Raw genomic sequence first — 26914 nt, forward strand, 5'->3', positions numbered from 1 at the left:
GCCAACAATGAGCACTAGCGCAGCACAGCAAAAGAGCAACGAGAACGGCGAATACAGCATTCTCGACAGCATCATCGCCGAAACCCGCCTGACCCCGGACGACGAAGCCTACGACATCGCCAAGCGCGGTGTGTCGGCCTTCATCGAAGAGCTGCTCAAGCCGCAGAACAACGGCGAGCCGGTCAAGAAAGCCATGGTTGACCGCATGATCGCCGAGATCGATGCCAAGCTCAGCCGCCAGATGGACGAAATCCTCCACCACCCGGACTTCCAGTCGCTGGAATCGTCGTGGCGTGGCCTGCAGTTACTGGTCGACCGCACCAACTTCCGCGAAAACATCAAGATCGAAATCCTCAACGTCTCCAAGGACGACCTGCTGGACGACTTCGAAGATTCGCCGGAAGTGATGCAATCGGGTCTGTACAAGCACATCTACACCGCTGAATACGGTCAGTTCGGTGGTCAGCCTGTGGGCGCGATCATCGCCAACTACTTCATGTCCCCAAGCTCGCCGGACGTGAAACTGATGCAGTACGTGTCCAGCGTAGCCTGCATGTCGCACGCACCGTTCATTGCGGCTGCCGGCCCGAAATTCTTCGGCCTGGAAAGCTTCACCGGCCTGCCGGACCTGAAGGACCTGAAAGATCACTTCGAAGGCCCGCAATTCGCCAAATGGCAGAGCTTCCGCCAGTCGGAAGACTCCCGTTACGTTGGCCTGACCGTGCCGCGTTTCCTGCTGCGTAACCCGTACGACCCGGAAGACAACCCGGTCAAATCGTTCGTGTACAAAGAGACCGTCGCCAACAGCCACGAACACTACCTGTGGGGCAACACGGCCTACGCGTTCGGCACCAAGCTGACCGACAGCTTCGCCAAGTTCCGCTGGTGCCCGAACATCATCGGCCCGCAGAGCGGTGGCGCGGTCGAAGACCTGCCGTTGCACCACTTCGAAAGCATGGGCGAAATCGAAACCAAGATTCCTACCGAGGTATTGGTTAGCGACCGTCGTGAATACGAACTGGCCGAGGAAGGCTTCATCTCCCTGACCATGCGCAAAGGCTCCGACAACGCGGCGTTCTTCTCCGCGAGCTCGGTGCAGAAGCCGAAGTTATTCGGCATCAGCGCAGAAGGCAAGGCCGCAGAGCTGAACTACAAGCTCGGCACCCAACTGCCGTACATGATGATCGTCAACCGCCTGGCTCACTACTTGAAAGTGCTGCAGCGCGAGCAACTCGGTTCGTGGAAAGAACGTACCGACCTCGAGCTGGAACTCAACAAGTGGATCCGCCAGTACGTGGCCGACCAGGAAAACCCGAGCGCCGAAGTCCGTGGCCGTCGTCCGCTGCGTGCCGCCCAGATCATCGTCAGCGATGTCGAAGGCGAGCCTGGCTGGTACCGCGTCAGCCTGAACGTGCGCCCGCACTTCAAGTACATGGGTGCAGATTTCACCCTGTCGCTGGTTGGCAAGCTGGACAAAGAGTAAGCGGAGCTAACTCATGACTGGATACGGCAGCCTTTTCGAACGCCTGGGTGGCGACGCGGACAAACGCGTCGGCTGGAGCCGCGAGGTTTCCGCCATGGCGTCCGTGGCTGCCCATCTGGCCAAGATGCTCAGCACCCGTGCGGGCAGCGTGCAAACGCTGTCCGATTACGGGCTACCCGATCTCAATGACATGCGTCTGAGCCTGCACGACTCCCTGAGTCAGGCCCGTCTGGCCATCGAAAATTTCATCGAAGCCTACGAGCCACGCCTGAGCAATGTGCGTGTCATCTCCCTGCCGCGTGACCACGATCAGCTTCGCCTGTCCTTCAGCATCGAAGGCCTGCTGGAAGTGGATGGTTTCAAGCGTCAGGTCAGTTTCGCCGCGCGCCTGGATGGCAGCGGTCAAGTGAAGGTCAACTAAGGAGATTCGTATGTCCGGCAAACCCGCAGCACGTGTATCCGACCCCACCGCTTGCCCGCTCCCCGGCCACGGCACCAACCCGATCGTCGCCGGTTCCGGCGACGTCTTCTTCGACGGCCTCGCGGCCGCCCGCCAAGGCGATGCCTCGGCGTGTGGTGGTGCGATGTCGGGCGGGTTGGCGACGACGGTTTTGATTAACGGAAAACCGGCCGCCACGGTGGATTCCGTCGGGACTCATGGCAACAAGGTTACGGCGGGTTCCGGGACGGTGATTATCGGGAATTCGCATACGCCGGTGCCGTTTGTGGCGCCGTTGCCTTTGATTCTTCCTGGGTTTGATGAGCAGTTTGTACTGACTGACAAAAGCGGAGCGCCTATAGCAAACCGTCGATATCTCTTGATCCGAGAAAATGGCCTTCAAGAGGAAGGTGTTACTAGTGATGCAGGTTTGACTCATCGAGTGGCGCGGCACATTAGTGCGGAAAAAATCAACATTTACGTTGCGTCAGAGGATTGATGCAAATGACGACTGACGTATTGGAAACACCAACCGGCATATTTAAAAAGGTTGCCTCGACCAGCAGCACTGCTACCGCGGACAGGGCACCGAAAAATATTGTGGTGGAAGAAGGTCTGACTGTTTATCTCGGCGGTGCCGGGATGACCGGCGTATATATTGATGATCAGGTTAAGTCACTACGTATGGTTGGCATCAGTGGCGCGGCGGTGGGGCGAATTACCGAAGGGCAAAATATTGATGCCATTGCCGGAGTTAACAAGCATCGCTATCGACTTAAGAAAATAAACGGCATATCTGGTACAGGGCCGTACAGCATCGAAGCAGATTGGAGTTTGAAGGCGTTAGGCGTCAGTCGCAATATTCCAGTTGGCGGGCAGTTCAATCTAATAGGTTACTCATTTGGCTCTTTGGTAGCTGCACAGTCAGCTCTTTATTATGCAGACAAGGGGCAAGTGATTAACTATTTGGTTTTAATAGGCTCGCCAATTTCAGAAGAAATGCTAGCCGAAGTAAAACAGCATGCTTCTATAAAAAACGTCGTCGTCCTTGACCTGGAAACCCAGGGTGATCCAATCCATGCGGGAATGTCGTTTGCCGATCTGGCTGCACACGCCCCTTTGCTTTTTATGCAGATGAACGAGTCCGGTCAGCGTGAAGAAGGTGTTGGGCATTTTTACTATGGTATCGACGGGGCTTCAGGTGATCAACGTCGACTCGAATTAGCCAAGTCACTTTATGCCGATGGATTGCGTTGATGAACAGTGCGAAAAAAGTCAGGGCAATGATCGTTTTAGCGCTTTTTCTAGTTTTACCCTTTGCATTGCTTGAAGCTTATGTGGTTATCCGTTTTGGTTTTTCTGAACCTTACAGTTATTGGTTTTCCATTCCTATGGGCGTTGTTTCGTTCTTACTATTGCAATTCGCTATTGGTTATGGGGTGGTTAAAGGATGGGCCGATTGCAAAATGTCTAATAACTATTATTTGCTGGGGCTATGGTTGGTAAGTTTGTTGGTGCTTTTTTTACTGCCGAAATTTTTTTCAAGTGGGCCGATGTCGTAATTATGTTTTTACGAAAACGGCGCGTTCTAAGAGTTCTACGACATTTCCTGTCTGACAGTCGCGCCCTACAGGACAGTTTTTCATGAGATCCACTACCAGGCAGGTAACCCGTGTCCTTTAACCACTACTACCAAAGCGAACTCACCGCACTGCGCCAGTTAGGCCGCCGTTTCGCCGAACGTAGTCCAGCGTTGGCGCCTTTCCTCGGCCAGGCCGGGCGGGATCCGGACGTGGAGCGGTTGCTGGAAGGTTTTGCGTTCCTGACCGGGCGCCTGCGCCAGAAGCTCGACGATGAACTCCCTGAGCTCAGCCATTCGCTGATGCAGCTGCTGTGGCCCAACTACATGCGGCCGCTGCCGGCGTTCAGCATTTTGCAGTTCGACCCGCTCAAGCGTTCCGGCCCGGCGCTGAAGGTCGATCGCGATACGCCGATTGAAAGCGTTCCGATTGAAGACGTGCGTTGCCGTTTCCGCACGTGCTACCCGACCGAAGTCCAGGCGCTGGATCTGGCCGCGCTGACGTACTCGGTGAAGGGTGACGGTTCGCTGTTGAGCCTGCGCCTGGAGATGAGCGCCGATGGTCATCTGGGTGAGCTGGAATTGAGCCGCTTGCGTCTGCACTTCGCCGGCGAGCGTTACATCAGTCAGATGCTGTACCTCAGTCTGTTGCGCAATCTTGAAGGCATCGAGTTGATCCCGCTGGACAGCGCGGGCAAGCCCATCAATGGGGTCAACGGCACACCGATGGCATTCAAGATGCCCGGCGACCGTGTGCAACCGGTAGGTTTTGCCGAAGAAGAAGCGTTGATCCCCTATCCGCTGAACACCTTCCGTGGCTACCGCTACTTGCAGGAATACTTCGCCTTCCAGGACAAGTTCCTGTTCGTCGACGTCAACGGTCTGGACATTCTCAAGGCGCTGCCGGAAGACACGCTGAAGCAGATGCGTGGCCTGGAGTTGCGCTTCGATATTCGCAAGAGCGGCATCCTGCGCATGCGTCCGACCCTGGACAACGTGAAGCTGTACTGCACGCCCATCGTCAACTTGTTCAAGCACGATGCGTTGCCGATTCGCCTCGACGGCAAGCAGGACGAATACCTGTTGCTACCCGCCGAGTACGACCTGGAAAACTGCGGCGTGTTTTCGGTGGAAAGCGTCACCGGCTGGAAGCCCGGCGGTCTCGGTTATCAGGAGTACGTGCCGTTCGAATCCTTCGAGCACGACCCGAGTTTCGACGTGCCCACCAGCCGTCCGCACTACAGCATTCGCCAGCGTTCATCGCTGTTGCACGATGGCCTCGACACTTACCTGAGCTTCGGCATCCGCCACACCGAAGCCCACGAAACCCTGTCGATCGAGCTGACATGCACCAACCAGAACCTGCCGAAAAAACTCAAGCTCGGCGACATCAGCCAGGCCTGTGAAGAGACGCCGGAGTTCCTCAGTTTCCGCAACATCACCCCGGCGACCCCGAGTTATGCGCCGCCGCTGAACCGTGACTTCCTGTGGAAGCTGATCAGCAACATGTCGCTTAACTACCTGTCGTTGGCCGACGTCAATGCGTTGAAGGTGATTCTCGAAACCTACGACCTGCCGCGCTACTACGACCAGCACGCGGAGAAGGTCAGCAAACGTCTGCTCGGCGGGCTCAAATCGATCAAACACCAACACGTCGACCGCCTGCATCGCGGCTTGCCGGTGCGCGGGTTGCGCACCGAGCTGACCATCGACCCGGAAGGCTACATCGGCGAAGGCGACCTGTTCGTGTTCGCTTCGGTTCTTAACGAGTTTTTCGCGCTTTACGCCAGTCTCAATTCGTACCACGAGCTGCGGGTAAAAAGCACACAGGGAGAGGTGTACCAATGGACACCACGTATGGGCCTTCAGCCGCTGCTTTAAGCGGTCTGACCCGAGGAATACGCGAGTACTCGCTGTTTCAGGCCGTGCTGCTGGTGGTTGACCGGCTGCGCGAGGCCCACCCGCACCTGAGTCAGGACGATCTGTACGACCAGCTGGAATTCCAGGCCAACCCGAGCCTGGGTTTCCCTGGCAGCGATGTCGATCGCGTGGAGTTTTTCCACGAGCACGGGCAGATGCGCGCGCGTCTGCGTTTCAACCTGATCGGCCTGGTCGGTTCCGGTTCGCCGCTGCCGGCGTTCTACGGCGAACAGGCCCTGGGCGACAGCGAAGACGGCAACCCGACCCGCAACTTCCTCGACCTGTTCCACCATCGCCTGCAACGGTTGATGCTGCCGATCTGGCGCAAATACCGCTACCGCGCGAGCTTCGAGAGCGGAGCGCTCGACCCGTTCTCTTCGCAGCTGTTTGCATTGATTGGCCTCGGTGGCGAAGAGATTCGCAAGGCCGGGGAACTGAACTGGAAGCGCCTGCTGCCGTACCTCGGCTTGCTCAGCTTGCGGGCGCACTCGGCGGCGCTGATCGAAGCGGTACTGCGTTACTACTTCAAGCACGCCGAGCTCACCATCGAGCAGTGCATCGAGCGTCGCGTGGAAATTCTCGACGAGCAGCGCAATCGTTTGGGCCGCGCCAACAGCCTGCTCGGCGAAGACCTGGTGCTCGGTGAACACGTGCGCGACCGCAGCGGCAAATTCCGCATCCACATCCGCGAACTCGACTGGCAACGCTTTCACGAATTCCTGCCCATCGGTTTCGGTTACCAGCCGCTGTGCGCGCTGGTGCGCTTCACCCTGCGAGACCCGCTCGATTACGACATTCGCCTGGTGTTGCGCCACGAAGAAATCCCGGAACTGCGCATCGGCGAGCAGAACGCCTGTCGCTTGGGTTGGACCAGTTGGCTGGGCCGCGAAAAAGCGGACGGCGTGGTCACCCTGGGCAGCAAAATTCATTAAGGACAGATGACCCATGATCAACGTAGACCTGCAACAACTTATCCAGGCGCTGGACGCCGAAACCCGTCGTGACCTGGAAAGTTCTGCCGAACGCTGTGTCGCCCGTGGCGGCAGCAAGATCCTCGTCGAAGATTTGCTGCTGGGCTTGCTGGAGCGTCCGCAAGGCCTGCTCGCACGCGCGCTGCAAGACGCCGAAGTGGATGCCGGTGAACTGAGCGCCGCCCTGCAGTCGCGGGTCGAGCACAGCGCTTCGCGCAATCCGGTGTTTGCCCCGGAGCTGGTGCAATGGCTGCAGGATGCCTTGCTGGTGGCCAACCTCGAACTGGGCCAGACCCAGGTCGAACAGGCCGCGCTTATCCTCGCCTTGCTGCGCAACCCGATGCGCTATGCCGGCAGCCGCTACCAGGCATTGCTGGCGAAGTTGAACATTGATCGCCTGAAAGAATTCGCCCTGTCGCAGAAAGAACAACCGGCCACCGGCAAACCCGCCGTGCCGGGCGAATCGCTGCTGCAGCGTTTCACGCACAACCTGACCCAACAGGCCCGCGACGGCAAACTCGACCCGGTGCTGTGCCGCGATGGCGCGATCCGGCAGATGGTCGACATCCTCGCCCGTCGCCGCAAGAACAACCCGATCGTGGTCGGTGAAGCCGGTGTGGGTAAAACCGCGATCGTCGAAGGCCTGGCCTCGCGCATTGCTGCCGGTGAAGTGCCGCAAGTCCTGAAAGGCGTCGAATTGCTGTCGCTGGACATGGGCCTCCTGCAGGCCGGCGCCAGCGTCAAAGGTGAATTCGAACGTCGCCTCAAAGGTGTGATCGACGAAGTCAAAGCCTCGCCGAAACCGATCATCCTGTTCATCGATGAAGCCCACACGCTGATCGGCGCGGGCGGCAATGCCGGTGGTTCCGACGCCGCCAACCTGCTGAAACCGGCGCTGGCCCGTGGTGAGTTGCGCACTATCGCAGCGACCACTTGGGCGGAGTACAAAAAATACTTCGAGAAAGACCCGGCGCTGGCCCGTCGTTTCCAACCGGTGCAACTGCACGAACCGACCGTGAGCGAAGCGGTGACCATCCTCCGTGGTCTGGCTCAGGTGTACGAGAAGAGCCACGGCATCTACCTGCGCGATGACGCCGTGGTGGCGGCGGCTGAGTTGTCCGCGCGTTACCTTGCTGGTCGTCAGCTACCGGACAAGGCTGTCGACGTGCTCGACACGGCCTGCGCCCGCGTACGCATCAGCCTCGCCGCTGCCCCGGAAAGCCTGGAGCGCCTGCGCGGGGAACTGGCCGAAGGTGGCCGTCAGCGTCAGGCGCTGCGCCGCGACGCTGAAGCCGGTTTGCTGATCGATCACGAGGCGCTAGAAGCACTGGAAGCGCGGCTGGACGAAGCCGAAGACGAAAGAGCCGCGCTGGAAATCCTGTGGACCGAACAGAAAGAACTCGCTGAACGCCTGTTGGACCTGCGTCAACAACTGGCCAAGGCGCGTGAAGCCGCTGCCGTCGAACCGACCGTCACGGTTGAAGAAGATGCTGAAGGCACTGTGATCGAAACCCTGCCGGTCGACGAAGCGCTAAGCGTCGCATCGCTGGAAGCCGCGCTGAACGACACTCACAAAGCCCTGACCGAGGCCCAGGTCAAAGAGCGTCTGGTGAGCTTCGAAGTCTGCCCGCGTCTGGTGGCCGAAGTCATCAGCGCCTGGACCGGCGTGCCCTTGGCGCAACTGGCCCGCGAGCACAACGCCAAGGTCGCCAGCTTCGCCACCGACCTGCGCACGCGCATCCGTGGTCAGGAACAAGCCGTTCACGCACTGGACCGCTCGATGCGCGCCACCGCTGCCGGCCTCAACAAACCAGATGCGCCAGTGGGCGTGTTCCTGTTGGTCGGCCCGAGCGGCGTCGGCAAGACCGAAACCGCGCTGGCCCTGGCGGATTTGCTCTACGGCGGTGATCGTTTCATCACCACCATCAACATGTCCGAGTTCCAGGAGAAACACACCGTGTCGCGCCTGATCGGTGCGCCACCGGGCTACGTCGGTTATGGCGAGGGCGGCATGCTCACCGAAGCCGTGCGCCAGAAGCCGTACTCCGTTGTGCTGCTCGATGAAGTCGAAAAAGCCGACCCGGACGTGCTCAACCTGTTCTACCAAATCTTCGACAAAGGCGTGGCCAACGACGGCGAAGGGCGCGAAATCGATTTCCGCAATACGTTGATCCTGATGACCTCGAACCTGGGCAGTGACCGCATCAGCGAACTCTGTGAAAACGGTGCGCGGCCGACCGCCGAAGTGCTTGAAGAGACCATCCGCCCGGTCCTCAGCAAACACTTCAAGCCAGCGCTATTGGCGCGGATGCGCGTGGTGCCTTACTACCCGGTCGGTGGCCCGGTGCTGCGCGAGCTGATCGAAATCAAACTCGGCCGTTTGGGCGAGCGCCTGAACCGTCGTCAGCTGGATTTCACTTACTGCCAGAACCTCGTCGATCACCTGGCCGAACGCTGCACCCAAAGCGACAGCGGCGCGCGCCTGATCGACCATTTGCTCGACCTGCACGTGCTGCCGCTGGTAGCCGACCGCTTGCTCGATGCGATGGCCACCGGTGAAAGCCTCAAGCGTGTGCATGCCACGCTCGACGGTGACGCCAGCGTGACCTGCGAGTTCGCCTGAGGTGGGTGTGATGTTCACTCGAGTGCCGCAACCGCTGGTGTATGCCGAAGCCTTGCTGGCGCAGTTCGCCAGCCTGTCGCGCGCGGCGGACGGGGCTGCGCTGCTGGGTGACTTCGTGCGCGGTCTGGCCGAGCTCAGCGGTTGCGAACTGACGCAACTGTACCTGCTGGACGCGACCCACACCTGCCTGGGAATGAATGCCGAGTGCCTGAACGGCATCCTGCAACCTCGGGAAGCGGCGAGCCTGCCGGCGGATTACAACGGTGAGCAACTGCTGCAATTCGCCCTATGCCAGAACCGCGTGGTGAGCCTCAGCGAACTGAGCGGCAGCCTGCACGAAACCAGGTTCCTGCCACCCCAGGCCACGCCTTGGCAGTCGTTGTTGTGCGTGCCGCTGGTCAATCAGCAGAAGTCGGTTGAAGGCTTGCTGCTGTGCGCCAGTCGCCGGCATATCGACCTGCAAGGCTTTGCCGACTCCCTCGGTCAATTGGGCTCGTTCGTGCTCGGCCAACTGCACCTGCTGCAACGCTTGCGTCACCAGTCCGGTTACGCGTTCCCCGGCAACGTTCGCGAACTCAAAGGCCTGGTCGAACGCGCCGTTCTGTTGTGCGAGGGCGGCGAGTTGCTGGCCGAGCATTTCTCCCTGCGCATGGAAGCCATGCCGGAAGACAGCAGCCTGAACCTGCGCGAACGCCTGGAACAGGTCGAACGTAGCCTGCTGCTCGATTGTCTGCGCAAAAACGACGGGAACCAGACCCGGGCCGCCCGCGAACTCGGGCTGCCACGCCGCACCCTGCTGTATCGCCTCGGGCGTCTGAATATCAAACTGGGTGATTTTGATGCTTAACCCGAAAGTAATTCTTGTGGTGAATTGGCTCCCTGTGGCGAGGGGACTTGCCGCCAATGGGTCACGAATCGGCGCCACTACCGATAGCCCCATCTACAGACCGCCCTGGCTGGATTGCGACTGCTGCGCAGCCGAACGTAGCGATGCGGCGTGCCGACAAGCCCTCTCGCCACAGGGGATCAGCTCTAGTCGCTGGATTAGAGCCTCCCAACCCACCTTATTCGCTTCTGATAGCGCCGCCCAAACGGGTCGGCGCTTTGTGCTTTGTCTATCCCTGGAGACCCTCTGATGCCTGTTCGTCACTGGCAAGCCGTCCTGCTGACCCTCGTCGTTCTATGCAGCCTCGGCGGCTGCAGCGGCAATTACAAATACAACGACAACACCTATCGCCCATTGGGTGATCCGCAGGCGGTCAATCGCGGCAAGTGACCGCAGGAGTATCACCATGGAACTGGTTTTCGAAATGCTCAACACCCAGCAGTTCGTGCCCCCCGATTTGTGCCAGAAGACCTTCAAACAGGCCGTTGGCGTCATCGGTCGGGGCGAGGATTGCGACTGGATCATTCCGGACCGCAAGCGGCATCTGTCCAACCATCACGCGTTGATCAGCTACCGCGAAGGCACGTTTTTCCTGACTGACATCAGCAGCAACGGTATTCAGGACGGCGGCAGCGGCGCCCGCCTGCCCAAGGGCGAAGCCATGCGCATCGAGAGTGGCAGCGTCTATGTGCTGGGTGATTTCGAGATCCGCGCGCGGCTGGTGCGTGACCCGGCGAGCTTTGACGTGGAAGTCGGCCGTCCGCAAGCGGCAGGCAGCGTCATTCCGGATGACGCCTTTCTTGACCTTGACCCGCTCAATGCATTGGGTCAGCAAGCCTACGTGTATTCGGAAATCGAGCAATTGATCACTCCGAACACTTCTATCGAGGACACCCGTCAGCGCGCTGACTATACCCGTATCGACATGGAAAACATGATGGTCCCGGAGCTGATCAACGCGCCGGCCGAACCCGCGCCGGCCCCAGCACCGAAAGCGGTGGAGCGTCAGAGCGAAGGCTTTTGGGAGCATTTCGGTGCCGCGCTCGGCGTGGACCTCAAAGGCCTCGACCACGACGCCCGCGAAGCCCTGGCGCTGAACGCGGCACGCTTGCTCAAGCAAAGCGTCGGCGGTTTGCAGCAGAGCCTGCGCACCCGCAGCGAACTGAAAAACGAACTGCGGCTGGCCCAGACCACCGTGCAAGGCTCGCAAAAGAACCCGCTGAAATTCGCCGTCGATGCCGGTGAAGCGCTGGGCATTTTGTTGCAGCCGAATAAGCCGGGCCAGTTGCCGGCCGAGCAAGCGATCTCCCGCGCGTTCCGCGATTTGCAGGCGCACCAGGTGGCCTTGCTGACCGCCAGCCGCGCTGCCGTTCGCGGCACGCTGGAGCACTTTTCGCCGCAGCAATTGACCCTGCGTTTCGAGCGCGACAACAAGCCGTTGCTCGCCACCTCGGGCAGTCGCTGGAGAGCCTACGGTCGTTATCACCAGGCCCTGCGTCAGGACGATGACTGGAGCGAACGCCTGCTGGCCCGCGACTTCGCTCAGGCTTACGAAGAGCAGATCCGCCTGATTTCCACCCTACACACCGACCACCAAGGATGATGCGCATGTCTCGCTGCTCGACCGCTTTTTTCAAGACGCTGACGGCGCTCATGGCCCTGGTGCTGTTGGCCGGCTGCTCGTCACTGTCGCCGTATTCGACAGTCACCAAGCTCGACCTGAAACTGACCGCCAGCGATCAGCTGAACCCGGACCTCAACGGGCGTCCGTCGCCGATTGTCGTGCGCCTGTTCGAGCTCAAGCATCCGGTGACGTTCGAAAATGCCGACTTCTTCAGCCTGTATGAACGCGCCAAGGAATCCCTGGCCCCAGACCTGGTGGCCAGCGAAGAACTCGAGCTGCGCCCCGGCGAAACCGTTGAGCTGAAACTCAGCGTGGAGGAGGGCAGCCGCTACGTTGGCGTGCTCGCCGCCTACCGCGACCTGCCGGAAAGCAAATGGCGCTACACCGTGCAAATCACCCCGGTGCACGTCACTGATGCTGACTTGACGCTGGATCAAGCCGGTATCCGCAATAGCCACGAAGCGCTCGCCAAGGTAGTTGACTGATCATGAATCCCCATAAAGTCATTTGGCAGGAAGGCATGCTGCTGCGCCCGCAGCACTTTCAGCACAACGATCGTTACTACGACCACCAGATGAAGACCCGCACCCAGTTGCTGGGCAGCTACACCTGGGGCTTTCTCCACATCGATATCGACTTACAGTTCCTCAACATGGGCAAACTGGTGGTCAGCCAGGCGTCGGGGATTTTGCCGGACGGCAGCCTGTTCGAACTGGGTGGCAACACCGAGCCGCTGGCGCTGGACGTACCGCCGAACACTGGCAACACGCCGATCTATCTGGCATTGCCGCTGGTCACCGGTAACCACATCGAGGCGCGTCGTGCGGAGCAATCCGACGTACTGGCGCGCTACACCGCGTACGAAGCCGAAGTCGCCGACTCCAACGCCGGCGACGATTCCGCCAGCCAGGTGCGCTGTGGTCGCCCGGACTTCAAACTGTTGCTCGGCGAGCAGCAGAGCGACCAGGCCTACGTGAAGCTGAAGATCTGTGAGGTGTTCGACACCACCCCCGACGGCGTGATCAGCCTCGCCCCGGATTTCGTGCCGACCTACATTCAGGCGCATTCCTCCAGCTACCTGCTGTCGTGCCTCAAAGAAGTGATCAGCATGCTCGGGCACCGCGGCGACACCATCGCCGAGCGCATCCGTTCCCACGGCAAGGTCGGCGGCGCGGAAATCGGCGACTTCATGATGCTGCAACTGATCAACCGCACCGAGCTGCTGTTGCGTCACTACTTGGGTCTGGAACAGGTGCACCCGGAAGAGTTGTACCGCACGTTGCTGACCATGCTTGGTGATCTGGCGACCTTCTCCAGCGACAGCAAACGCCCGCGCCTGGACAGCCGTTACCAGCACAGCGATCAGGGCGCGAGTTTCCGCAAACTGATGGAAGCGATCCGTCAGGTGCTGTCGATGGTGCTGGAACAGCACGCCATCGAACTGATCCTGCAGGAGCGTCAGTACGGGATCATCGTCTCGCCGTTGCACGACCACAAACTGCTGGGCTCGGCCTCGTTCGTGCTGGCGGCCAGTGCTAACTGCGACAGCGAAGAACTGCGCCACCGCTTGCCGGCGCACCTCAAGGTCGGCCCGGTGGAACGCATCCGCCAGTTGGTCAACCTGCACCTGCCGGGCATCAAGGTCAAACCGCTGCCGGTGGCCCCACGACAGATCGCGTTCCACTCCAACAAAACCTATTTCATTCTCGAACTCAGTTCCGAAGACCTGGCACAACTCGAGCGCTCCGGCGGTTTCGCGTTCCACGTGTCCGGCGAATTCGCCGAGCTTGAACTGAAATTCTGGGCCATCAGGAACTGACCGACATGATCAAGGACATGGAACACCACCAGGACGATAAAACTGTCTTGCTCGACCGTGAGAGCCACGGCCCGGCACAAGGTCCACTGACTGATTTCGCGGCACCGCCGCGTTTCGAACAGCTCCAGGAACGGATGATTTATGCCGCGCGCCTGCGTCCGGCCGAAGCGTTCAACATCAGCCTCAATTCCTTGGTGGCCGCCGCCTCGGAGTTGCTCTCGGAAGTGGTGCGGCTCAAGCACAATCCCGCCCGCGAGGACATGTTCGCGCTCAACGAGCGACTGACCGCCGGGCTCAAACTGTTTGAAGTGCGCGCCCTGCACAACGGGGCCGAAAGCAGCCAGGTGATGACCGCACGTTACGTGCTGTGCACGGTGGTCGACGAAGCCGTCGTGACCACGCCATGGGGCAACGAAAGCGAGTGGTCGCGGATGAGCCTGCTCAGCAGCTTCCACAACGAGACCTTCGGCGGCGAAAAGATCTTCCAGTTGCTGGATCTCGTGACGAAAAACCCGGTCAAGCACCTGCCAATACTGGAACTGATGTACCTGTGCCTGTCCCTCGGTTTCGAGGGCAAGTACCGCGTACAAACCCGCGGCGTGCTCGAACTTGAAGGCATCCGCGATGCCTTGTACCGGCAGATCCGCCAACTGCGTGGCGACGTGCCGCGTGAGCTGTCGCCGCACTGGGAAGGCCTGAACGATCAGCGTCGCAGCCTGGTGCGCATCGTGCCAGCGTGGATGGTGGTGCTGTTTACCTTCGTCTGCCTGGTAGCGATGTATTCGGGTTTTGCCTGGGTGCTCGGCGAGCAGCGCGACACCGTACTGCAACCTTTCCAGCCGCTGGAACCGGCCGCGGTCCAGCCGCAGTCACAGCCGTAAACAGAGACGTGTGATGAAAAAGTTTTTCAAGAAAGTCGGCGCATTCTTGCGCAAGACCTGGGTCTGGACCTTGCTGGTGGTGCTGTTTGTCGCGCTGCTGGTGTGGTTCGTCGGGCCGCTGCTGGCGGTGGATGACTACAAGTTCTGGGAAGGTTCGACCTCGCGCTTGCTGACCATCAGTGTGCTGTTCCTGATCTGGGGCCTGACCATGGTCTTCGTCAGCTGGCGCGCCGGTGTGCGTAAAAAAGCCGTTGAAGACACCGAAGACGGCCAGGATCGCATCCGCCGCGAAGAGCTGATCGACGAAGAACAGAAAGAGTTGAAGGTGCGTTTCAAGGACGCGCTACAAACCCTCAAGACCTCGAGCCTGTATCGCGGTCGCAGCGAGCACTGGCGCAGTGATTTGCCGTGGTACTTGCTGGTCGGCCCGCAGGGCAGCGGCAAGACCAGCCTGCTGGACTTCTCGGGCCTTGAGTTTCCGATCAACAAGATCGACCGCAAACTGACCCGCGACACCCTAGGCACCCGTCATTGCGACTGGTACTTCGCCGACCACGGTGTGCTGATCGACACCGCCGGGCGCTACCTGACTCAGCCGGACGGTGAAGTCGACGGCAGTGCCTGGAGCACCTTGCTCGACCTGCTGCGCAAGCGTCGCCGTAACCGTCCGTTGAACGGTGTGCTGGTGACGATTCCGGTAGAGCTGCTGCTGAGCGGTAGCGAGCCGGACCTCGAAGTCCTGGCGCGCCAGGTGCGGTCCCGACTGCAAGAGGTGCACCAAAAACTCCATGTCGATGTGCCGGTTTACCTGGTGCTGAGCAAGGCCGACAAGCTGCTCGGTTTTGAAGAGTTCTTCGATCAACTGACCCGCGAAGAAAGCGCTCAGGTGTTCGGTACCAGCTTTCGCAAAGAGCAGAGTGGCACCGACGTGGCCGTGTTGCGCGCCGAGTTCGAAGAGCTGCTGCGTCGTCTGAACAGTCAGGTGATCATGCGCATGCACCAGGAGCGTGACACCCAGCGCCGTGGCCGCATCCTCGATTTCCCGCACCAACTGGGGCAGATCGGCGAGCGCCTGTGCCTGTTCGTCGACATGGCGTTCACCGGCAACCGCTACCAGCGTGTCAGCCAGTTGCGCGGTTTCTACTTGACCAGCGCACCGCACCTGACTCTGGAAATGGACCAGACCACCGCCGGCATCGGCGCCAATCTGGGGATGAACGCGGGCGTGCTGCCGACCTTGCGCAGCGGCCGTTCGCGCTTCATTCACCACTTGCTCAGCCGGGTGATTTTTCCCGAGGCCAATCTGGCCGGCCTGGACAAGCGCGAACGCAGCCGCATCCATTGGGGCCAACGTGCCCTGTATGTGGGTGCTTTGGCGGCATTGGCACTGTTCGGCATGCTGTGGGCGGGCGGTTTCTCCGCCAACTACGAGCGTCTGGAAAACCTGCGCAACCTCGCCACTCACTGGACGCAACAACGCTCGGCGCTGACCGCGCGTGATGATTCCATGGCGGTGCTCAAGCCGTTAGACACCGCCTACGCAGTCACTCAGGTGTTCCCGAAAAAAGGCGACGTGAGTTATCGCGAACGGGGCGGTTTGTATCAGGGCGAAGAGGTCAATCCGGTGGTCAAGGGTGCCTACGAGCGCGAGCTTGAAGCGCAACTGCTGCCGAAGGTCGCGACGGTGTTGGAAGGGCAGATCCGCGCCAACATGAAGGACCGCGAACGCCTGCTCAACAGCCTGCGGGCGTACCTGATGCTGAACATGAAAGACCGTCGCGACGGCCCGTGGCTCAAGGATTGGGTCGCCACCGAATGGTCCCAGCGCTACGCCGGCAACACCGCCGTGCAGAACAGTTTGAACGCGCACTTCGAGCGGTTGCTGCAGCAGCCGTTTATCTATCTGCTGAACGAGCAACTGGTGGCGCAGGCACGTCAGGTCTTGCGCAGCGAATCGCTGGCCAACGTGGTTTACCGGATGCTGCGCGAGCAGGCCCGCAACCTGCCGGAATACCGTCTCAGCCAACACCTCGGCCCGCAAGGTTCGCTGTTTGTCGGCACCGATTACGTGATCCCCGGCTTCTACACCCAGCAGGGGTATCAGCAGTATTTCTCGGTTCAGGGCAGTGCGCTGGTCACCGATATCCTGCGTGACAACTGGGTGCTGGGCGAAGGCTCGGGCATCAGCGGCATGGACTTGCGTCGGCTGATGGTCGAGCTGGAGCAGCTGTACTTCCGCGACTACGCCAACCTCTGGAGCGAAGCGGTTGGTCGGGTGGCCTTGCCACCGGTCAATGATGCGGGCGAGGGCGCTGAGCAACTGGCCGGCCTGACCTCGGCCAACTCGCCCGTATTGGCGCTGTTGGTGGAAGTGCGCGAGAACACCCACTTCCCGGTGTTGGCCGACACCGCGGACGACGTCGCCGATGCAGCGGGGAAACTGGCTGAGAAGGGCGGCCAACTCGGCAAACTCGCGGCAGCCGCGGCGGGTAAAGCCGCTGACATGACGAAGAACCTGCCGGACACGGCGAAGAAATCCCTGCAACGTCGCTTCGAACCGCTGCACCGTTTGCTGGACGACAACAATGGCCCGACCGCTGAGTTGACCCCGGCCCTGATCGCGCTCAGCGACCTGCAATTGCAAATGGCCAGCCTGGCCCGTGCCAGTGCGCCGGATCAAGCCGCATTTGAAATGGCCAAGACCCGCATGAGCGGCCAGCGTGATGCGCTGAGCAGCGTGCGCAATGCGTCTAACCGTCTGCCGCGTCCGGTCAGCGTGTGGTTCAACGTACTGGCTGAAGACACCTGGCGTCTGGTGCTCCACGATTCCCACCGGTACCTGAACCAGCGCTATCAGAGCGAGCTGTACAGTTTCTACGGCAAGGCGATCAACAAGCGTTACCCGTTCAGCGCCCACAGCACCAGCGACGTGGCGATCAGCGACTTCCGCGAGTTCTTCAAGGCCCAGGGCATCAACGACCGCTTTTTCGACACCTACATGCGTCCGTTCGTGAGCGGTGATCCGGGCAATTACCGCCTGCGCCGCATCGACGGTCACAGCCTGCCGATCTCCAAGGTCTACCTCGATCAGATGGCCGCCGCCCAAGTGATCCGCCAGAGCTTCTTCGCCGCCAACCCGGCCGAGCCGCAAGTGCAGTTCAAACTGGAGCCGTATACCCTTGACCCGGCCGTTAGCCGTTCCGAATTCACCTTTGGCGACAAGACCCTGGAGTACCGCCACGGTCCGATCGTACCGGTGTCGTTCAAATGGCCGACTGACGCGGAAGACGGTCGCGCCAGCCTGGTCCTCGACAAAATGGCCGGACGCCCGATCGGCATACAGAAAAACACCGGTCCATGGTCGTTGTTCCGTCTGTTCGACCTGATGCAGACCGAGTTCCTGAGCGGTCGCGATGTGCTGGTGCTCAAGGCTGACGTGGGTGGCCTGCGGGCCAACTACCTGCTATCGAGCCAGCGCACGCCGAACCCGTTCGACATGGGCGTGCTGCGCACCTTCCGTATGCCGGTGCAGCTCTGATGCTGGTTGCCAGTCCCTGGCGCAGCGCTGCGCGTACCGACGCCGGCAAGGTTCGGGCGCGCAACGAAGATGCCTTTCTCGACTGTCCACAGCAGGGGCTGTGGGTGGTCGCGGACGGTATGGGCGGTCATCAGGGGGGCGACATCGCCAGCCAGTTGATCGTTGCCAGCCTGGGCGAATTGCCGGTGCAGGATGATTTCGACGAACGCCTCAAAGGCATTCGCCAGTGCCTGCACTGGCTCAACCGCCGCTTGGGCCAGGAGTTGACCGTCACCGCCGGGCGTCACGACAGCATCATGGGCAGCACCGTGGTGGCGCTGCTGGTGGACGGCCATCGCGCGGCCTGCATCTGGGCCGGCGACAGCCGTTGCTACCTGTGGCGCAATCGGCGTTTGTATCAGTTATCCAGGGACCACTCGCTGCAACAGCAACTGATCCATGAGCAAAACATGAGTGTCGAAGCCGCCAAGGCTCACCCTGCGGCCCATGCCCTGACCCGTGCGGTCGGGGCGGCTGATGTGCTGACGCTGGACGTGCTCGAACTCGAGGTCTACCCCGGTGATGCGTTTCTGTTGTGCAGTGATGGTTTGTACAACGAGCTGAGTCGGGATGCCTTGGGGGCGGCCATGAGCCTGAGCGCGCCGCACGTTGCGCTGGAGCGTTTGTTCGATGGCGCGCTGCGTGGCTCGGCGCGAGACAACCTGACTGCCGTGGTGATCCGCCAATGACCCAACTCATGCCGCCGCTCGACGAGCTGCTGATCAGCGAAGAGCAGGGCAATAACCTGACGTACTTTGCGTTTGCCAAATTTCATAAGTCAGAACCGGCAATGGCACCGACCAAGCCCAGCCTCGGCGAGATGCCTGACGTGCTCGCGGGCCGTTACCGCATCGAGCGCCTGCTCGGTGCCGGCGGCATGGGCGCGGTCTACCGCGCACGGGACTTGCTGAGCGAACAGTTCGGCGACCCCGACCCTTACATCGCGCTGAAAATCCTCAGCGAAGAATTTGCCGAATCGCCGGACGCCAGTGCCTTGCTCTACAGCGAGTTCGCCCTGACCCGACGCCTGCGCCACGACAACGTGCTGCGGTTGCACAGCTTTGAAGTGGACACCGACTGCCAGCGCGCCTTCATCACCATGGAACTCATGCGTGGGCTGACCCTGGACAAATTACTCTGCGAGCGGCCCCTGGGCTTGCCGTGGAAAGAACTGCGCGACATCGCGCTGCCGCTGCTCGACGCACTGGCCTACGCCCACGCGCGCGGCGTGCTGCACGGCGACCTGAAACCGAGCAACGTGATGCTCAGCGAAGAAGGCGTGCGCCTGTTCGACTTCGGCCTCGGCCAGGCTGTGGAAGGCATTCTCCCCGGCCTGCCGCACCTGAGTCGCGACCGCTTCAACGCCTGGACCCCGGGCTACGCCGCCCCGGAACTGCTCGAAGGCCAACCGCTGACCGCCAGTGCCGATGTGTACGGCGTGGCCTGCGTGCTCTACGAACTGGCCGGCGGCAAACACCCGTTCCGCCGCTTGCCCTCGACCGAGGCCCGCGACGGCCAGCTTGAGCGCGAGCTGCACCCGCCGCGAAACCTGCCCAAACACTGCTGGCCAGCCTTGCGAACCGCACTGGCTTTCGATGCGGCCCAGCGCACCATCACCGCCGCCCAACTGCGTGACGCCTTGGGCGCCACTTCGCCTTTGCTGCAACGCCTGCGATTTGGGGCGTAACGGATGACCACCGAACAGGGAGCAAGCAATGTTCAACCTCGCTAACGAAACCCACTTCAGCCTGACTGTGGAAGACTATGCAGGCGACCTGCAAGTGCTGTCGTTCACCGGCACCGAAGGCATCAGCCAGCCGTATCGCTTCGACCTCGAACTGGTCAGCGAAAACCCTGATCTGGACCTGGAACAGCTGCTGCACAAACAGGCGTTCCTGGCGTTCGATGCTGCTTCTTCTACGGGCGGAGGCAGTGGCATCCACGGCCAGATCTACCGCGTCGCCCAAGGCGATGCCGGCAAGCGCCTGACCCGCTACAAAGTCTCCCTGGTGCCGCACCTGCAATACCTGCATCACCGCACCAACCAGCGCATCTACCAGCAGATGTCCGCGCCGAAAATCATCGCGCTGATCCTCGATGAGCACGGTATCAAGGGCAACGCCTACAAATTCCAGTTGAGCCAGCCCTGCCCGGACCGCGACTACTGCGTGCAATATGACGAAACCGACCTGCACTTCGTCCAGCGCCTGTGCGAAGAGGAAGGCATTCACTACCACTTCCAGCACAGCGACAAAGCCCATCTGCTGGTCTTCGGCGACGACCAGACCGTGTTCCCGAAGCTCGGCCAGCCAACCGCGTATGTGCAAGGCAGCGGCATGGTCGCCGACGAGCCCGTCATCAAAGGCTTCAAACTGCGCCTCGAAACCCGCACCGGCCGCGTCACGCGCCGCGACTACGATTTCGAAAAACCACGCCTGCAACTTGAAGCCGCCTACAAGCCCGACGGCGAGAGCACAGAGCCAGACCTCGAAGACTACGACTACCCCGGCCGCTTCCTCGATCGCGCGCGCGGCAAATTCCTCAGCCAACGCGCCCTCGAACGCCACCGCGCCGACTACCAGCAAGCCGAAGGCCACGGCGACCAGACCCGGCTCATCAGCGGCCACTTCCTGGAAATGTCCGACCACCCGCGCACCGAGTGGAACGACCTCTGGTTGCTCACCGAAATCGTCCACGAAGGCAAACAACCGCAAGTCCTCGAAGAGTCGGTGACCAGCGACACCACCGACAACAAAGACGACTTCCACCAGGGCTACCGCAACCGCTTCCTCGCCACCCCGTGGAACGTGTTCTACCGCCCGGCGCTGCAACACCCGAAACCGCGTGTGCTCGGCAGCCAGACCGCCATGGTCACCGGGCCCAAGGGCGAAGAAATTCACTGCGATCAGTACGGTCGCATCAAAGTGCAATTCCACTGGGACCGCGAAGGGCTGGCGGATGACAAAACCAGCTGCTGGATGCGCGTGTCTTCGAGTTGGGCCGGGGATCGGTATGGCGCGATTGTCATTCCGCGCATCGGCATGGAAGTGCTGGTGACGTTCCTTGAAGGGGATCCCGATCAGCCGTTGGTGACCGGTTGCCTGTACCACAAGGAAAACCAGGTTCCCTACGAACTGCCGGCCAATAAAACCCGCACCGTCTTCAAAACCCTCAGCTCCCCGGGGGGCGGCGGGTTCAATGAACTGCGCATTGAAGACAAGAAAGGGGTGGAGCAGATCTTTATTCATGCCCAGCGGGATTGGGATGAAAACATTGAGCACGATCAGAAAATTCGCGTCGGCAATGAGCGGCATGACACGGTGGTGAAGAACACCTACACCGAGCTCAAGGCTGAAGAACATCGCACGACGATTGCTGATCGTAAGGTTGAAACGCGGCTGGATGATCACCTGACAATTGGGCAGAACCAGCATGTGAAGCTGGGGACTGCGCAGCTGACCAGCGTTGGGAAAGAGATTCATCTGAAGGCTGGGGCGAAGATTGTTATCGAGGCGGGGTCGGAGCTGACCATTTTGGGTGGTGGCAGCTTTATCAAGCTGGATGCCGGTGGGGTGACGGTTGTTGGGCCGGTGGTGAAGATTAATGCGGGTGGTTCGGCGGGGAGTGGGACTGGGGTCGGGATTAAGCCGCCGGTGCTGCCCAGTGCTGCTGATAAGGATAAGGCGGGGAGTTTGATGGATCAGGCGTTGGCCAATCCATTGAAGGAAACACCTCCCGGACAACTACGCCTGCGCATTGCGCCTTTGCCGAACATGCCGGGTTATGCCGATGAGCCCTATCAGCTCTATGCGGATGGCGTGCCGATTAGCAAAGGCTTCAGTGATGAGCAGGGCAACGTGGTGTTCCAGCACATTCCGGGTACCCGCAACTATGTCGTGGAAACCATCAACGGCCATCGTTTCAGCATGGACATGAGTGAAGAATCCACCGGCAAGACGCGCCACCGTACTGAACAGATGGGGCGCGAAGGCTTCCGTGATTTCCCTGAGGGAGCGGCGTCGCTTGAAGCTGCGAACATCAGCGACGTATTCCGCCAACTGTGGGCAGATCAAAGCGAGCCGAAAGCGTCAAAGGAATTACTGGAATGACCTACCTCGATCAGAAATTATCGCTTTCGGTTACAGAAAGCACCGCGACCTTGAGTGCCGACTGGTTCGCGCACAAAAACAATCCGCTGAGCCCGCCGCGCCCGGCGGGCAACATCGTCACCCCGCTGGTGTGTGGTGAGGAAGCGTTCGGCAAAGTGTATGAGTGCTTACAGAAGGCCAAGCGCAGCATCGACCTCATCAGCTGGGGATTTGACCCGGGCCTGCGCCTTAATCGCGGCTCGGCCGACAGCCTCAGCCTGGGCGAATTGCTCAGGAAAAAGGCTGATCAGGGCGTGGAAGTGCGCGTGCTGATCTGGAACAACCGACTGGCCCAGCTTGGGGAAAATTCGGTCATCGGTGAAGGCTGGAACGGTTCTGGCGGAAACTCGATGGGCTCGGGCATGATCCAAGGCCAGCCCGCGGACACCAGCGGACGAGATGCAAAACGCCAGAAGCTCCTGCAAAAGCAGCAGGAAGAGCAAGCAAAGCTGGCCAAACTCTCACCCAGCGACGAAAGTGGCAGGCGCGCCGCGCGTGACAGATTGATTAAGATTCTGATTGACCTGGATGCGCTGGACAGTGGCTACAACAAGGGCAGCGCCTCGGGCGGAACAGTGCAGGACCCGAACGAGCACATCAAAACGCGTGACTGGCACCGTTGGGTTCACAGCAGTGAAGCACGCAACATCGAATTTCGCACGCGCGACTTCAACTGGGCGGGCGAACTGACCTACGACAATGAAAACGGCTTGCGGGTACATTACGGGCGTCTTGCCATTCTGTGGCGGTTGATGAAAAACGAGTCCCCGGATGTACCTTTTATCCAGATGCTCGCACTGGGCCTGTTTCCGAGCCATCACCAGAAAACCCTGGTGATCGACTACATGGAACCGCAAACGGCCGAAGGTTTCGTCATGGGGCACAACCTGCAACGCAACTATTGGGACACCTCGGGGCATGCCTTCGACGACCAGAACGGCAAGCGCGACCAAGGCTTTGGCCCTTGGCAGGATCTCTCCCTGCATGTGCGTGGCCCGGTGCTGTTCGACCTCAACCACAACTTTTGCAATGCTTGGGACAAGGGCACCAACTGGATTAAACGTGCCTTCAGCGGCTCCCTGATCGATCAGCGAAAAGTGGTCAAGCCATTGAGCCTCATCTGCAATGGAGGCGAGCCTGCGCAAATCTGCCGAACCCAGCCAGAAGAAGGGCCGGAAACCACCATTCTTGAAGTGTATGAAAAGGCATTGGGCAACGTGCATCAGTACGCCTATATCGAGAACCAGTATTTCCGCTACAAACCCTTGGCAGAACGCCTGAAAAAAACCGCGGCCGACTACACCGCCGCAGGCAAGCTTCAAGACCTGTACCTGTTTGTGGTGACCAATAATCCGGAAAGCGGTCACTTCTCAAGCACCACTCACGAGATGCTGGATACTCTCGGGCAGGGAGAGCTGATGCCCTTGGCTCACCGCGATCTCAAATACGATCAGCGCCAACTCGCCCTCCGGGAACGTGAATTGACGGCCCGCCCCAGCTCACCTCAGCGCGATCGGGACTTGGCAGGCGTGAAAGCGCAAATGGCCAAGGAGAACATCGACTCCAGCCGCGCCGACGACCTGATCGAAACGGACCCCAACAAACACTACAACCAGGCCGCAGCGCGGGAAATGGAACCTGAACTGATCCCGCCGAAGGGGCTCAAAATCATCATTGCCACCCTGGTCAGCTGCAAGGACGATGGCGGTCCGGTGGCCGCGAAAACCAGTGCAGAGCGGCAAACGGATAAGGTCATCGAAGAACACCTCGGCCCTGAACAAGGCACGGCGCAGTACAAGTCGATTTATGTGCACAGCAAATTGCTGTTGGTTGATGATCTGTTTTTCACGTTGGGTTCGGCCAATATAAATTTACGCAGCTTGCAGACCGATTCTGAATTGAACATTGCCATGCCTAGTCCGAAAACGACGCGGACGTGGCGGAAGCGGTTGTGGGCGATGCATTCGGGGAAGGCAATTCAGATCAACAAAGGAAATTTTATCGAAAATATCTCAGACGATTATGATAATTGGGAGCAGGTGATTACCGATAATTGGAGAAATCAAAAAAGTAACTTACCCCTCAAAGGAAATTTGGTCAGATTTTGGGATGTGGTGACACCTTATGCAAAAGCAGTTGATTAAATCGATTTTAGTTTTGTTTTTTTGGTTTTTTGGAGTTGCAGCCATGGCTGAAGAATTCAAGTGCATCCACGAGCTAGATACCGCTCCATCTCTCGATCCTCAAGCGGATCAGTTGTTCAAACAAGCTAGATCTATTAGCAAGGAGCGTCTCCCGAATTGGGCTGAAGCTGCTAAGCTCTATCAGCAGGCGGTTGAAAAAAATCATTGGAAAGCCATGCATAATTTGGCTGAACTTTATCTGCGTGGAGATGGGGTTAATAAAGATACTAATAAAGCTGTAGATCTATACATGGGTATGGTGAAATTTCAAGTGCCGCTAGGTTACTATGATATGAGTGTGATGACTCAACGTGGTGTCGGTGTAGTTCAATCCGATAAAGATGCCATGATGTTCTTGCTAAAAGCTGGAGACATGGGCAGTCCGCTTGCGCAAAGTAGGCTCGGTAGCATCTATATCTACGAGTTAAAGAAAATTAAGCTTGGTGAGTCTTACCTGCGATGTGCTGCACATCAGGATGATGCGGAAGCAAACTATGAACTTGCTGCATATTACAAAATAGTTGATAGAAACTATCCTGTTGCCATGCATTACTATCAGCGTGCCGCTTCTCTCGGTATGAAAAAAGGCGCGTTGCTGATTGAAAATACTTTTATGAATGGCGAACTTGGTTATGCGAAAAATGAAAGAATAGCGAAGGCTTACAGCAATATTTCTAGTCAGTTATACAAAAATTCAGATCTGCGGTTTCCTGATTTAGCGAAAGATTATCTATTGCCACCACACCCTGTTCAGGGTTATCACGGCGACAAAGATATCAACTGGAAACCTACTGGGCGTGTTGACGATTATTAAAGCATTGCTAGCTGCGGGCTTATCAAGTGTGAGTGGACTTGTTGCGGCCGGAAATTTAAATTTATCCATGAACAAAAGTACATCAGCTAAAACTCGCGGCGCACAGGTTCTCGACTCAAGCATGTCCATGAAGAGCTCGACGAATGAAGGAACACTGTAATGCGTAAAACCTTGGAGATTTTGGCGGCTGTGTTGTTAGCCCTTTCGATATTCTGTGCGGTGCTGGGGCTGGGGGGAATCGCTGCCGGAGCGACCGGAAGCGGAAGCATATCCAGTGGCCTTGATATTGCATTCACCGTTGCGTGGGTGATGTTTGTCTTGAGTCTGTTAAGCAAAGCTGTCGCTATTTTCTGTCCGAAAGACAGACGTTCGTAGAGCGGGTAAGGAACGGGTTTTTCAGACTGAACCCATCCCCCACATTTTGTTATTTGGCGTTGGCGGTTGCTCCGCTGTATTCGGCGAATCAATGTGGGCCCGCGCTTGCTCCACCAACATCCTGCCCCTATCCGTTACAAAATGTCGCTGGCGCCGCACCTGCGATGCCTGCATCATCGAACCAACCAGCAGATGTGTGCCGGTCTTGTGGTTTTTATGACAGCTTTGGCTGTCTGCGCGTTGCTCGTGAGCAAACGCGTAAGTGGATGCGGTGGCCAAAAAGGCTGCGAAAAAAGTCAAAAAAATTTTCATATTTTCCCTTAGGGATGTCTCAGCTCCGCACTCCGGCGGGGCTGGTTGAGTCGTTTATTTAAAGACTTTTTTGGGCGATGTACATCGGCATCGCCCGTGCTTTCTTGCAGGGCCTTGGCACCCGGAGGAGACAATGGAGAGGCGCATCTGCTTCAGATTGAACAACAGCAGGCTTTGCAGCGTGATTTTTAAGGTGGGCGTCAATAAATTCATTGGTCCGAGCTACGGTGGCTTTTTTTGGCCTCCAGATCTAGTCTCTTTTTCTCTTGCGCCAACGCACGTGAGTCGTCTTTAAACTGTTCTGTTTTGGGGCGTTGGCGTTGGATCTCTCCATTACGAGCGTTGGCCGTTTCGGCGGCTTTACGTTTCGTATTTTGATAGGCTGTGCTTGCTGGCGTCGCAAGTATTAGGCGCGCGCTCAGTTGGCTGCCGATCACTGCTAGGCGGCCTCGGCTTGTGCAACAGCTTTACTATTCTCGTTTTGAGTCTGGACCTGCTGGACTTAATCAAAAGGATTGGCAGAAAAAGCGGGGTTGGTGATGGCCATCATCGTAAAAAATGGCAAGGAGTACTTTATGCCGCACTTTACTTTTGGGTGACCTCTACTGGACAGGTGGGATTTGGTTGAGTCCGAGTTCATTGCTAATGGTTTCAACCAGTAGCGAAACCTGGCCGAGGTCAAATTGACACACTGGCCCACCTGAGCGGCGGTGTAAGTTTTGCCCACTTCCGAATAGCTGATCAGAACGCCAGGCACTAACGCTTTGTTGTTCATCGACCACTCTGCCGCTGCGCCTGCGACGCCCATAGCACCTACGATTGTCGTGGCAGTGGTCTTGGTTTAGCGAGCGCACCACCAGCCAGGACGGGAAGGACGCCACCAGCCATCTACGCGCTTTTCTTGTTGTTCGTTGATGCCCTTGATCTTGGTTGGGGTCACCTTGACGTTTTTTACCGTCTTGACTTCGTGCTGGCTGTTTACCGGGTTGGCCTCGAATACTTCGTCTTGGTATTGCTCACCTGTGGCCTTGTGGCCGCTCAAAACCGCAGTCGCCGACAGTACGACGAGTACTCGCTTCAGAGTGACGGTATCCTTTTTAATGCGAATGAAAGCCGTCTCTCGGTGACCGAAAGGCCTACCTGACCGTTCATCGCTGTCTGTAAGTGAATGCTGCGAATAAGCATTCATCAAAGCGACAGTAAATAATGTTTAGTGGCAGCTTCAAAAAAATCGTTGAGCGGCGATGGAGGCGTGGGGATGCCTCACCAGGGTAAGTCGG

General features: G+C 58.9%; 25 protein-coding genes. 21 read left to right on the plus strand and 4 right to left on the minus strand.

All coding sequences use genetic code 11. The features are described from left to right. The first annotated feature begins 7 nt into the window (after positions 1-7). The 21 genes from tssC (at position 8) to NL116_RS01720 (ending at position 25322) form a co-directional block, all read left to right on the plus strand. Positions 8-1483 (plus strand): type VI secretion system contractile sheath large subunit, encoded by a 1476-nt coding sequence (tssC, locus tag NL116_RS01620; protein WP_494375741.1) that lies wholly within the window; start codon positions 8-10, stop codon positions 1481-1483. Between the two features lie 13 nt (positions 1484-1496). Continuing rightward, positions 1497-1904: a type VI secretion system baseplate subunit TssE gene (gene tssE, locus NL116_RS01625; protein ID WP_008150080.1), complete on the plus strand. Its 408-nt coding sequence runs from the start codon at positions 1497-1499 to the stop codon at positions 1902-1904. Between the two features lie 10 nt (positions 1905-1914). Next, positions 1915-2421 (plus strand): PAAR domain-containing protein, encoded by a 507-nt coding sequence (locus tag NL116_RS01630; RefSeq protein WP_494375742.1) that lies wholly within the window; start codon positions 1915-1917, stop codon positions 2419-2421. A gap of 5 nt (positions 2422-2426) precedes the next feature. Then, complete coding sequence (locus tag NL116_RS01635; protein ID WP_494375743.1) at positions 2427-3179, plus strand: hypothetical protein; 753 nt, start codon at positions 2427-2429, stop codon at positions 3177-3179. Next, on the plus strand, positions 3179-3484 hold the full coding sequence (locus NL116_RS01640) for a hypothetical protein (protein WP_494375744.1): 306 nt from the start codon (positions 3179-3181) through the stop codon (positions 3482-3484). The genes NL116_RS01635 and NL116_RS01640 overlap by 1 nt, the downstream gene beginning before the upstream one ends. A gap of 110 nt (positions 3485-3594) precedes the next feature. Further along, on the plus strand, positions 3595-5382 hold the full coding sequence (tssF, locus tag NL116_RS01645; RefSeq protein ID WP_494375745.1) for a type VI secretion system baseplate subunit TssF: 1788 nt from the start codon (positions 3595-3597) through the stop codon (positions 5380-5382). Next, positions 5346-6353 carry a type VI secretion system baseplate subunit TssG gene (gene tssG, locus NL116_RS01650; protein WP_027926318.1) on the plus strand — a complete coding sequence of 336 codons (1008 nt, stop codon included), beginning with the start codon at positions 5346-5348 and terminating at the stop codon, positions 6351-6353. The genes tssF and tssG overlap by 37 nt, the downstream gene beginning before the upstream one ends. Before the next feature lie 13 nt (positions 6354-6366). Then, a complete protein-coding gene (tssH, locus tag NL116_RS01655; protein WP_494375746.1) occupies positions 6367-9015 on the plus strand; it encodes a type VI secretion system ATPase TssH in 2649 nt (882 codons plus the stop codon). 10 nt (positions 9016-9025) lie between these two features. Continuing rightward, on the plus strand, positions 9026-9862 hold the full coding sequence (locus tag NL116_RS01660; RefSeq protein ID WP_494375747.1) for a helix-turn-helix domain-containing protein: 837 nt from the start codon (positions 9026-9028) through the stop codon (positions 9860-9862). Between the two features lie 288 nt (positions 9863-10150). Then, positions 10151-10291, plus strand: a complete 141-nt coding sequence (locus NL116_RS01665; protein ID WP_494375748.1) for a type VI secretion protein — start codon at positions 10151-10153, stop codon at positions 10289-10291. Positions 10292-10307: 16 nt separating this feature from the next. Continuing rightward, positions 10308-11504 carry a type VI secretion system-associated FHA domain protein TagH gene (gene tagH, locus NL116_RS01670; protein ID WP_494375749.1) on the plus strand — a complete coding sequence of 399 codons (1197 nt, stop codon included), beginning with the start codon at positions 10308-10310 and terminating at the stop codon, positions 11502-11504. A gap of 5 nt (positions 11505-11509) precedes the next feature. After that, a complete protein-coding gene (tssJ, locus tag NL116_RS01675; RefSeq protein WP_494375750.1) occupies positions 11510-12010 on the plus strand; it encodes a type VI secretion system lipoprotein TssJ in 501 nt (166 codons plus the stop codon). Between the two features lie 2 nt (positions 12011-12012). Beyond that, the gene (tssK, locus tag NL116_RS01680; RefSeq protein WP_494375751.1) at positions 12013-13344 is read left to right on the plus strand and encodes a type VI secretion system baseplate subunit TssK; all 1332 of its coding nucleotides are present in this window, start codon (positions 12013-12015) and stop codon (positions 13342-13344) included. A 5-nt stretch (positions 13345-13349) separates the two neighbouring features. After that, on the plus strand, positions 13350-14225 hold the full coding sequence (gene icmH, locus NL116_RS01685; RefSeq protein ID WP_494375752.1) for a type IVB secretion system protein IcmH/DotU: 876 nt from the start codon (positions 13350-13352) through the stop codon (positions 14223-14225). 13 nt (positions 14226-14238) lie between these two features. Further along, positions 14239-17763: a type VI secretion system membrane subunit TssM gene (tssM, locus tag NL116_RS01690; RefSeq protein WP_494375753.1), complete on the plus strand. Its 3525-nt coding sequence runs from the start codon at positions 14239-14241 to the stop codon at positions 17761-17763. Then, positions 17763-18491, plus strand: a complete 729-nt coding sequence (locus NL116_RS01695) for a PP2C family protein-serine/threonine phosphatase (protein WP_494375754.1) — start codon at positions 17763-17765, stop codon at positions 18489-18491. Before tssM ends, NL116_RS01695 begins: the two co-directional genes overlap by 1 nt. Beyond that, positions 18488-19489, plus strand: coding sequence for a serine/threonine-protein kinase (locus tag NL116_RS01700; protein WP_494375755.1), 1002 nt, complete (start codon positions 18488-18490; stop codon positions 19487-19489). Before NL116_RS01695 ends, NL116_RS01700 begins: the two co-directional genes overlap by 4 nt. 28 nt (positions 19490-19517) lie before the next feature. After that, positions 19518-21911, plus strand: coding sequence for a type VI secretion system Vgr family protein (locus tag NL116_RS01705; RefSeq protein ID WP_494375756.1), 2394 nt, complete (start codon positions 19518-19520; stop codon positions 21909-21911). Further along, entirely contained in the window at positions 21908-24094 is a 2187-nt protein-coding gene (locus NL116_RS01710; RefSeq protein WP_494375757.1) for a phospholipase D-like domain-containing protein, read from the plus strand. Before NL116_RS01705 ends, NL116_RS01710 begins: the two co-directional genes overlap by 4 nt. Further along, the gene (locus tag NL116_RS01715; protein ID WP_494375758.1) at positions 24075-24947 is read left to right on the plus strand and encodes a tetratricopeptide repeat protein; all 873 of its coding nucleotides are present in this window, start codon (positions 24075-24077) and stop codon (positions 24945-24947) included. Before NL116_RS01710 ends, NL116_RS01715 begins: the two co-directional genes overlap by 20 nt. A 159-nt stretch (positions 24948-25106) precedes the next feature. Further along, the gene (locus NL116_RS01720) at positions 25107-25322 is read left to right on the plus strand and encodes a hypothetical protein (protein WP_494375759.1); all 216 of its coding nucleotides are present in this window, start codon (positions 25107-25109) and stop codon (positions 25320-25322) included. A 21-nt stretch (positions 25323-25343) separates the two neighbouring features. On the opposite strand, the gene NL116_RS01725 is transcribed toward NL116_RS01720, so the two are convergent. The 4 genes from NL116_RS01725 to NL116_RS01740 all read right to left on the minus strand — a co-directional run bounded on the left by NL116_RS01725 (position 25344) and on the right by NL116_RS01740 (position 26823). Beyond that, positions 25344-25634, minus strand: coding sequence for a hypothetical protein (locus tag NL116_RS01725; RefSeq protein ID WP_494375760.1), 291 nt, complete (start codon positions 25632-25634; stop codon positions 25344-25346). Between the two features lie 58 nt (positions 25635-25692). Beyond that, positions 25693-25884, minus strand: coding sequence for a DUF5384 family protein (locus tag NL116_RS01730; RefSeq protein ID WP_494378165.1), 192 nt, complete (start codon positions 25882-25884; stop codon positions 25693-25695). A 252-nt stretch (positions 25885-26136) separates the two neighbouring features. Continuing rightward, complete coding sequence (locus NL116_RS01735; RefSeq protein ID WP_494375761.1) at positions 26137-26409, minus strand: hypothetical protein; 273 nt, start codon at positions 26407-26409, stop codon at positions 26137-26139. Positions 26410-26475: 66 nt separating this feature from the next. After that, positions 26476-26823, minus strand: a complete 348-nt coding sequence (locus NL116_RS01740; protein ID WP_494375762.1) for a hypothetical protein — start codon at positions 26821-26823, stop codon at positions 26476-26478. Between the last annotated feature and the right edge of the window lie 91 nt (positions 26824-26914).

Source organism: Pseudomonas sp. FBCC-B1667, from assembly GCF_059133255.1.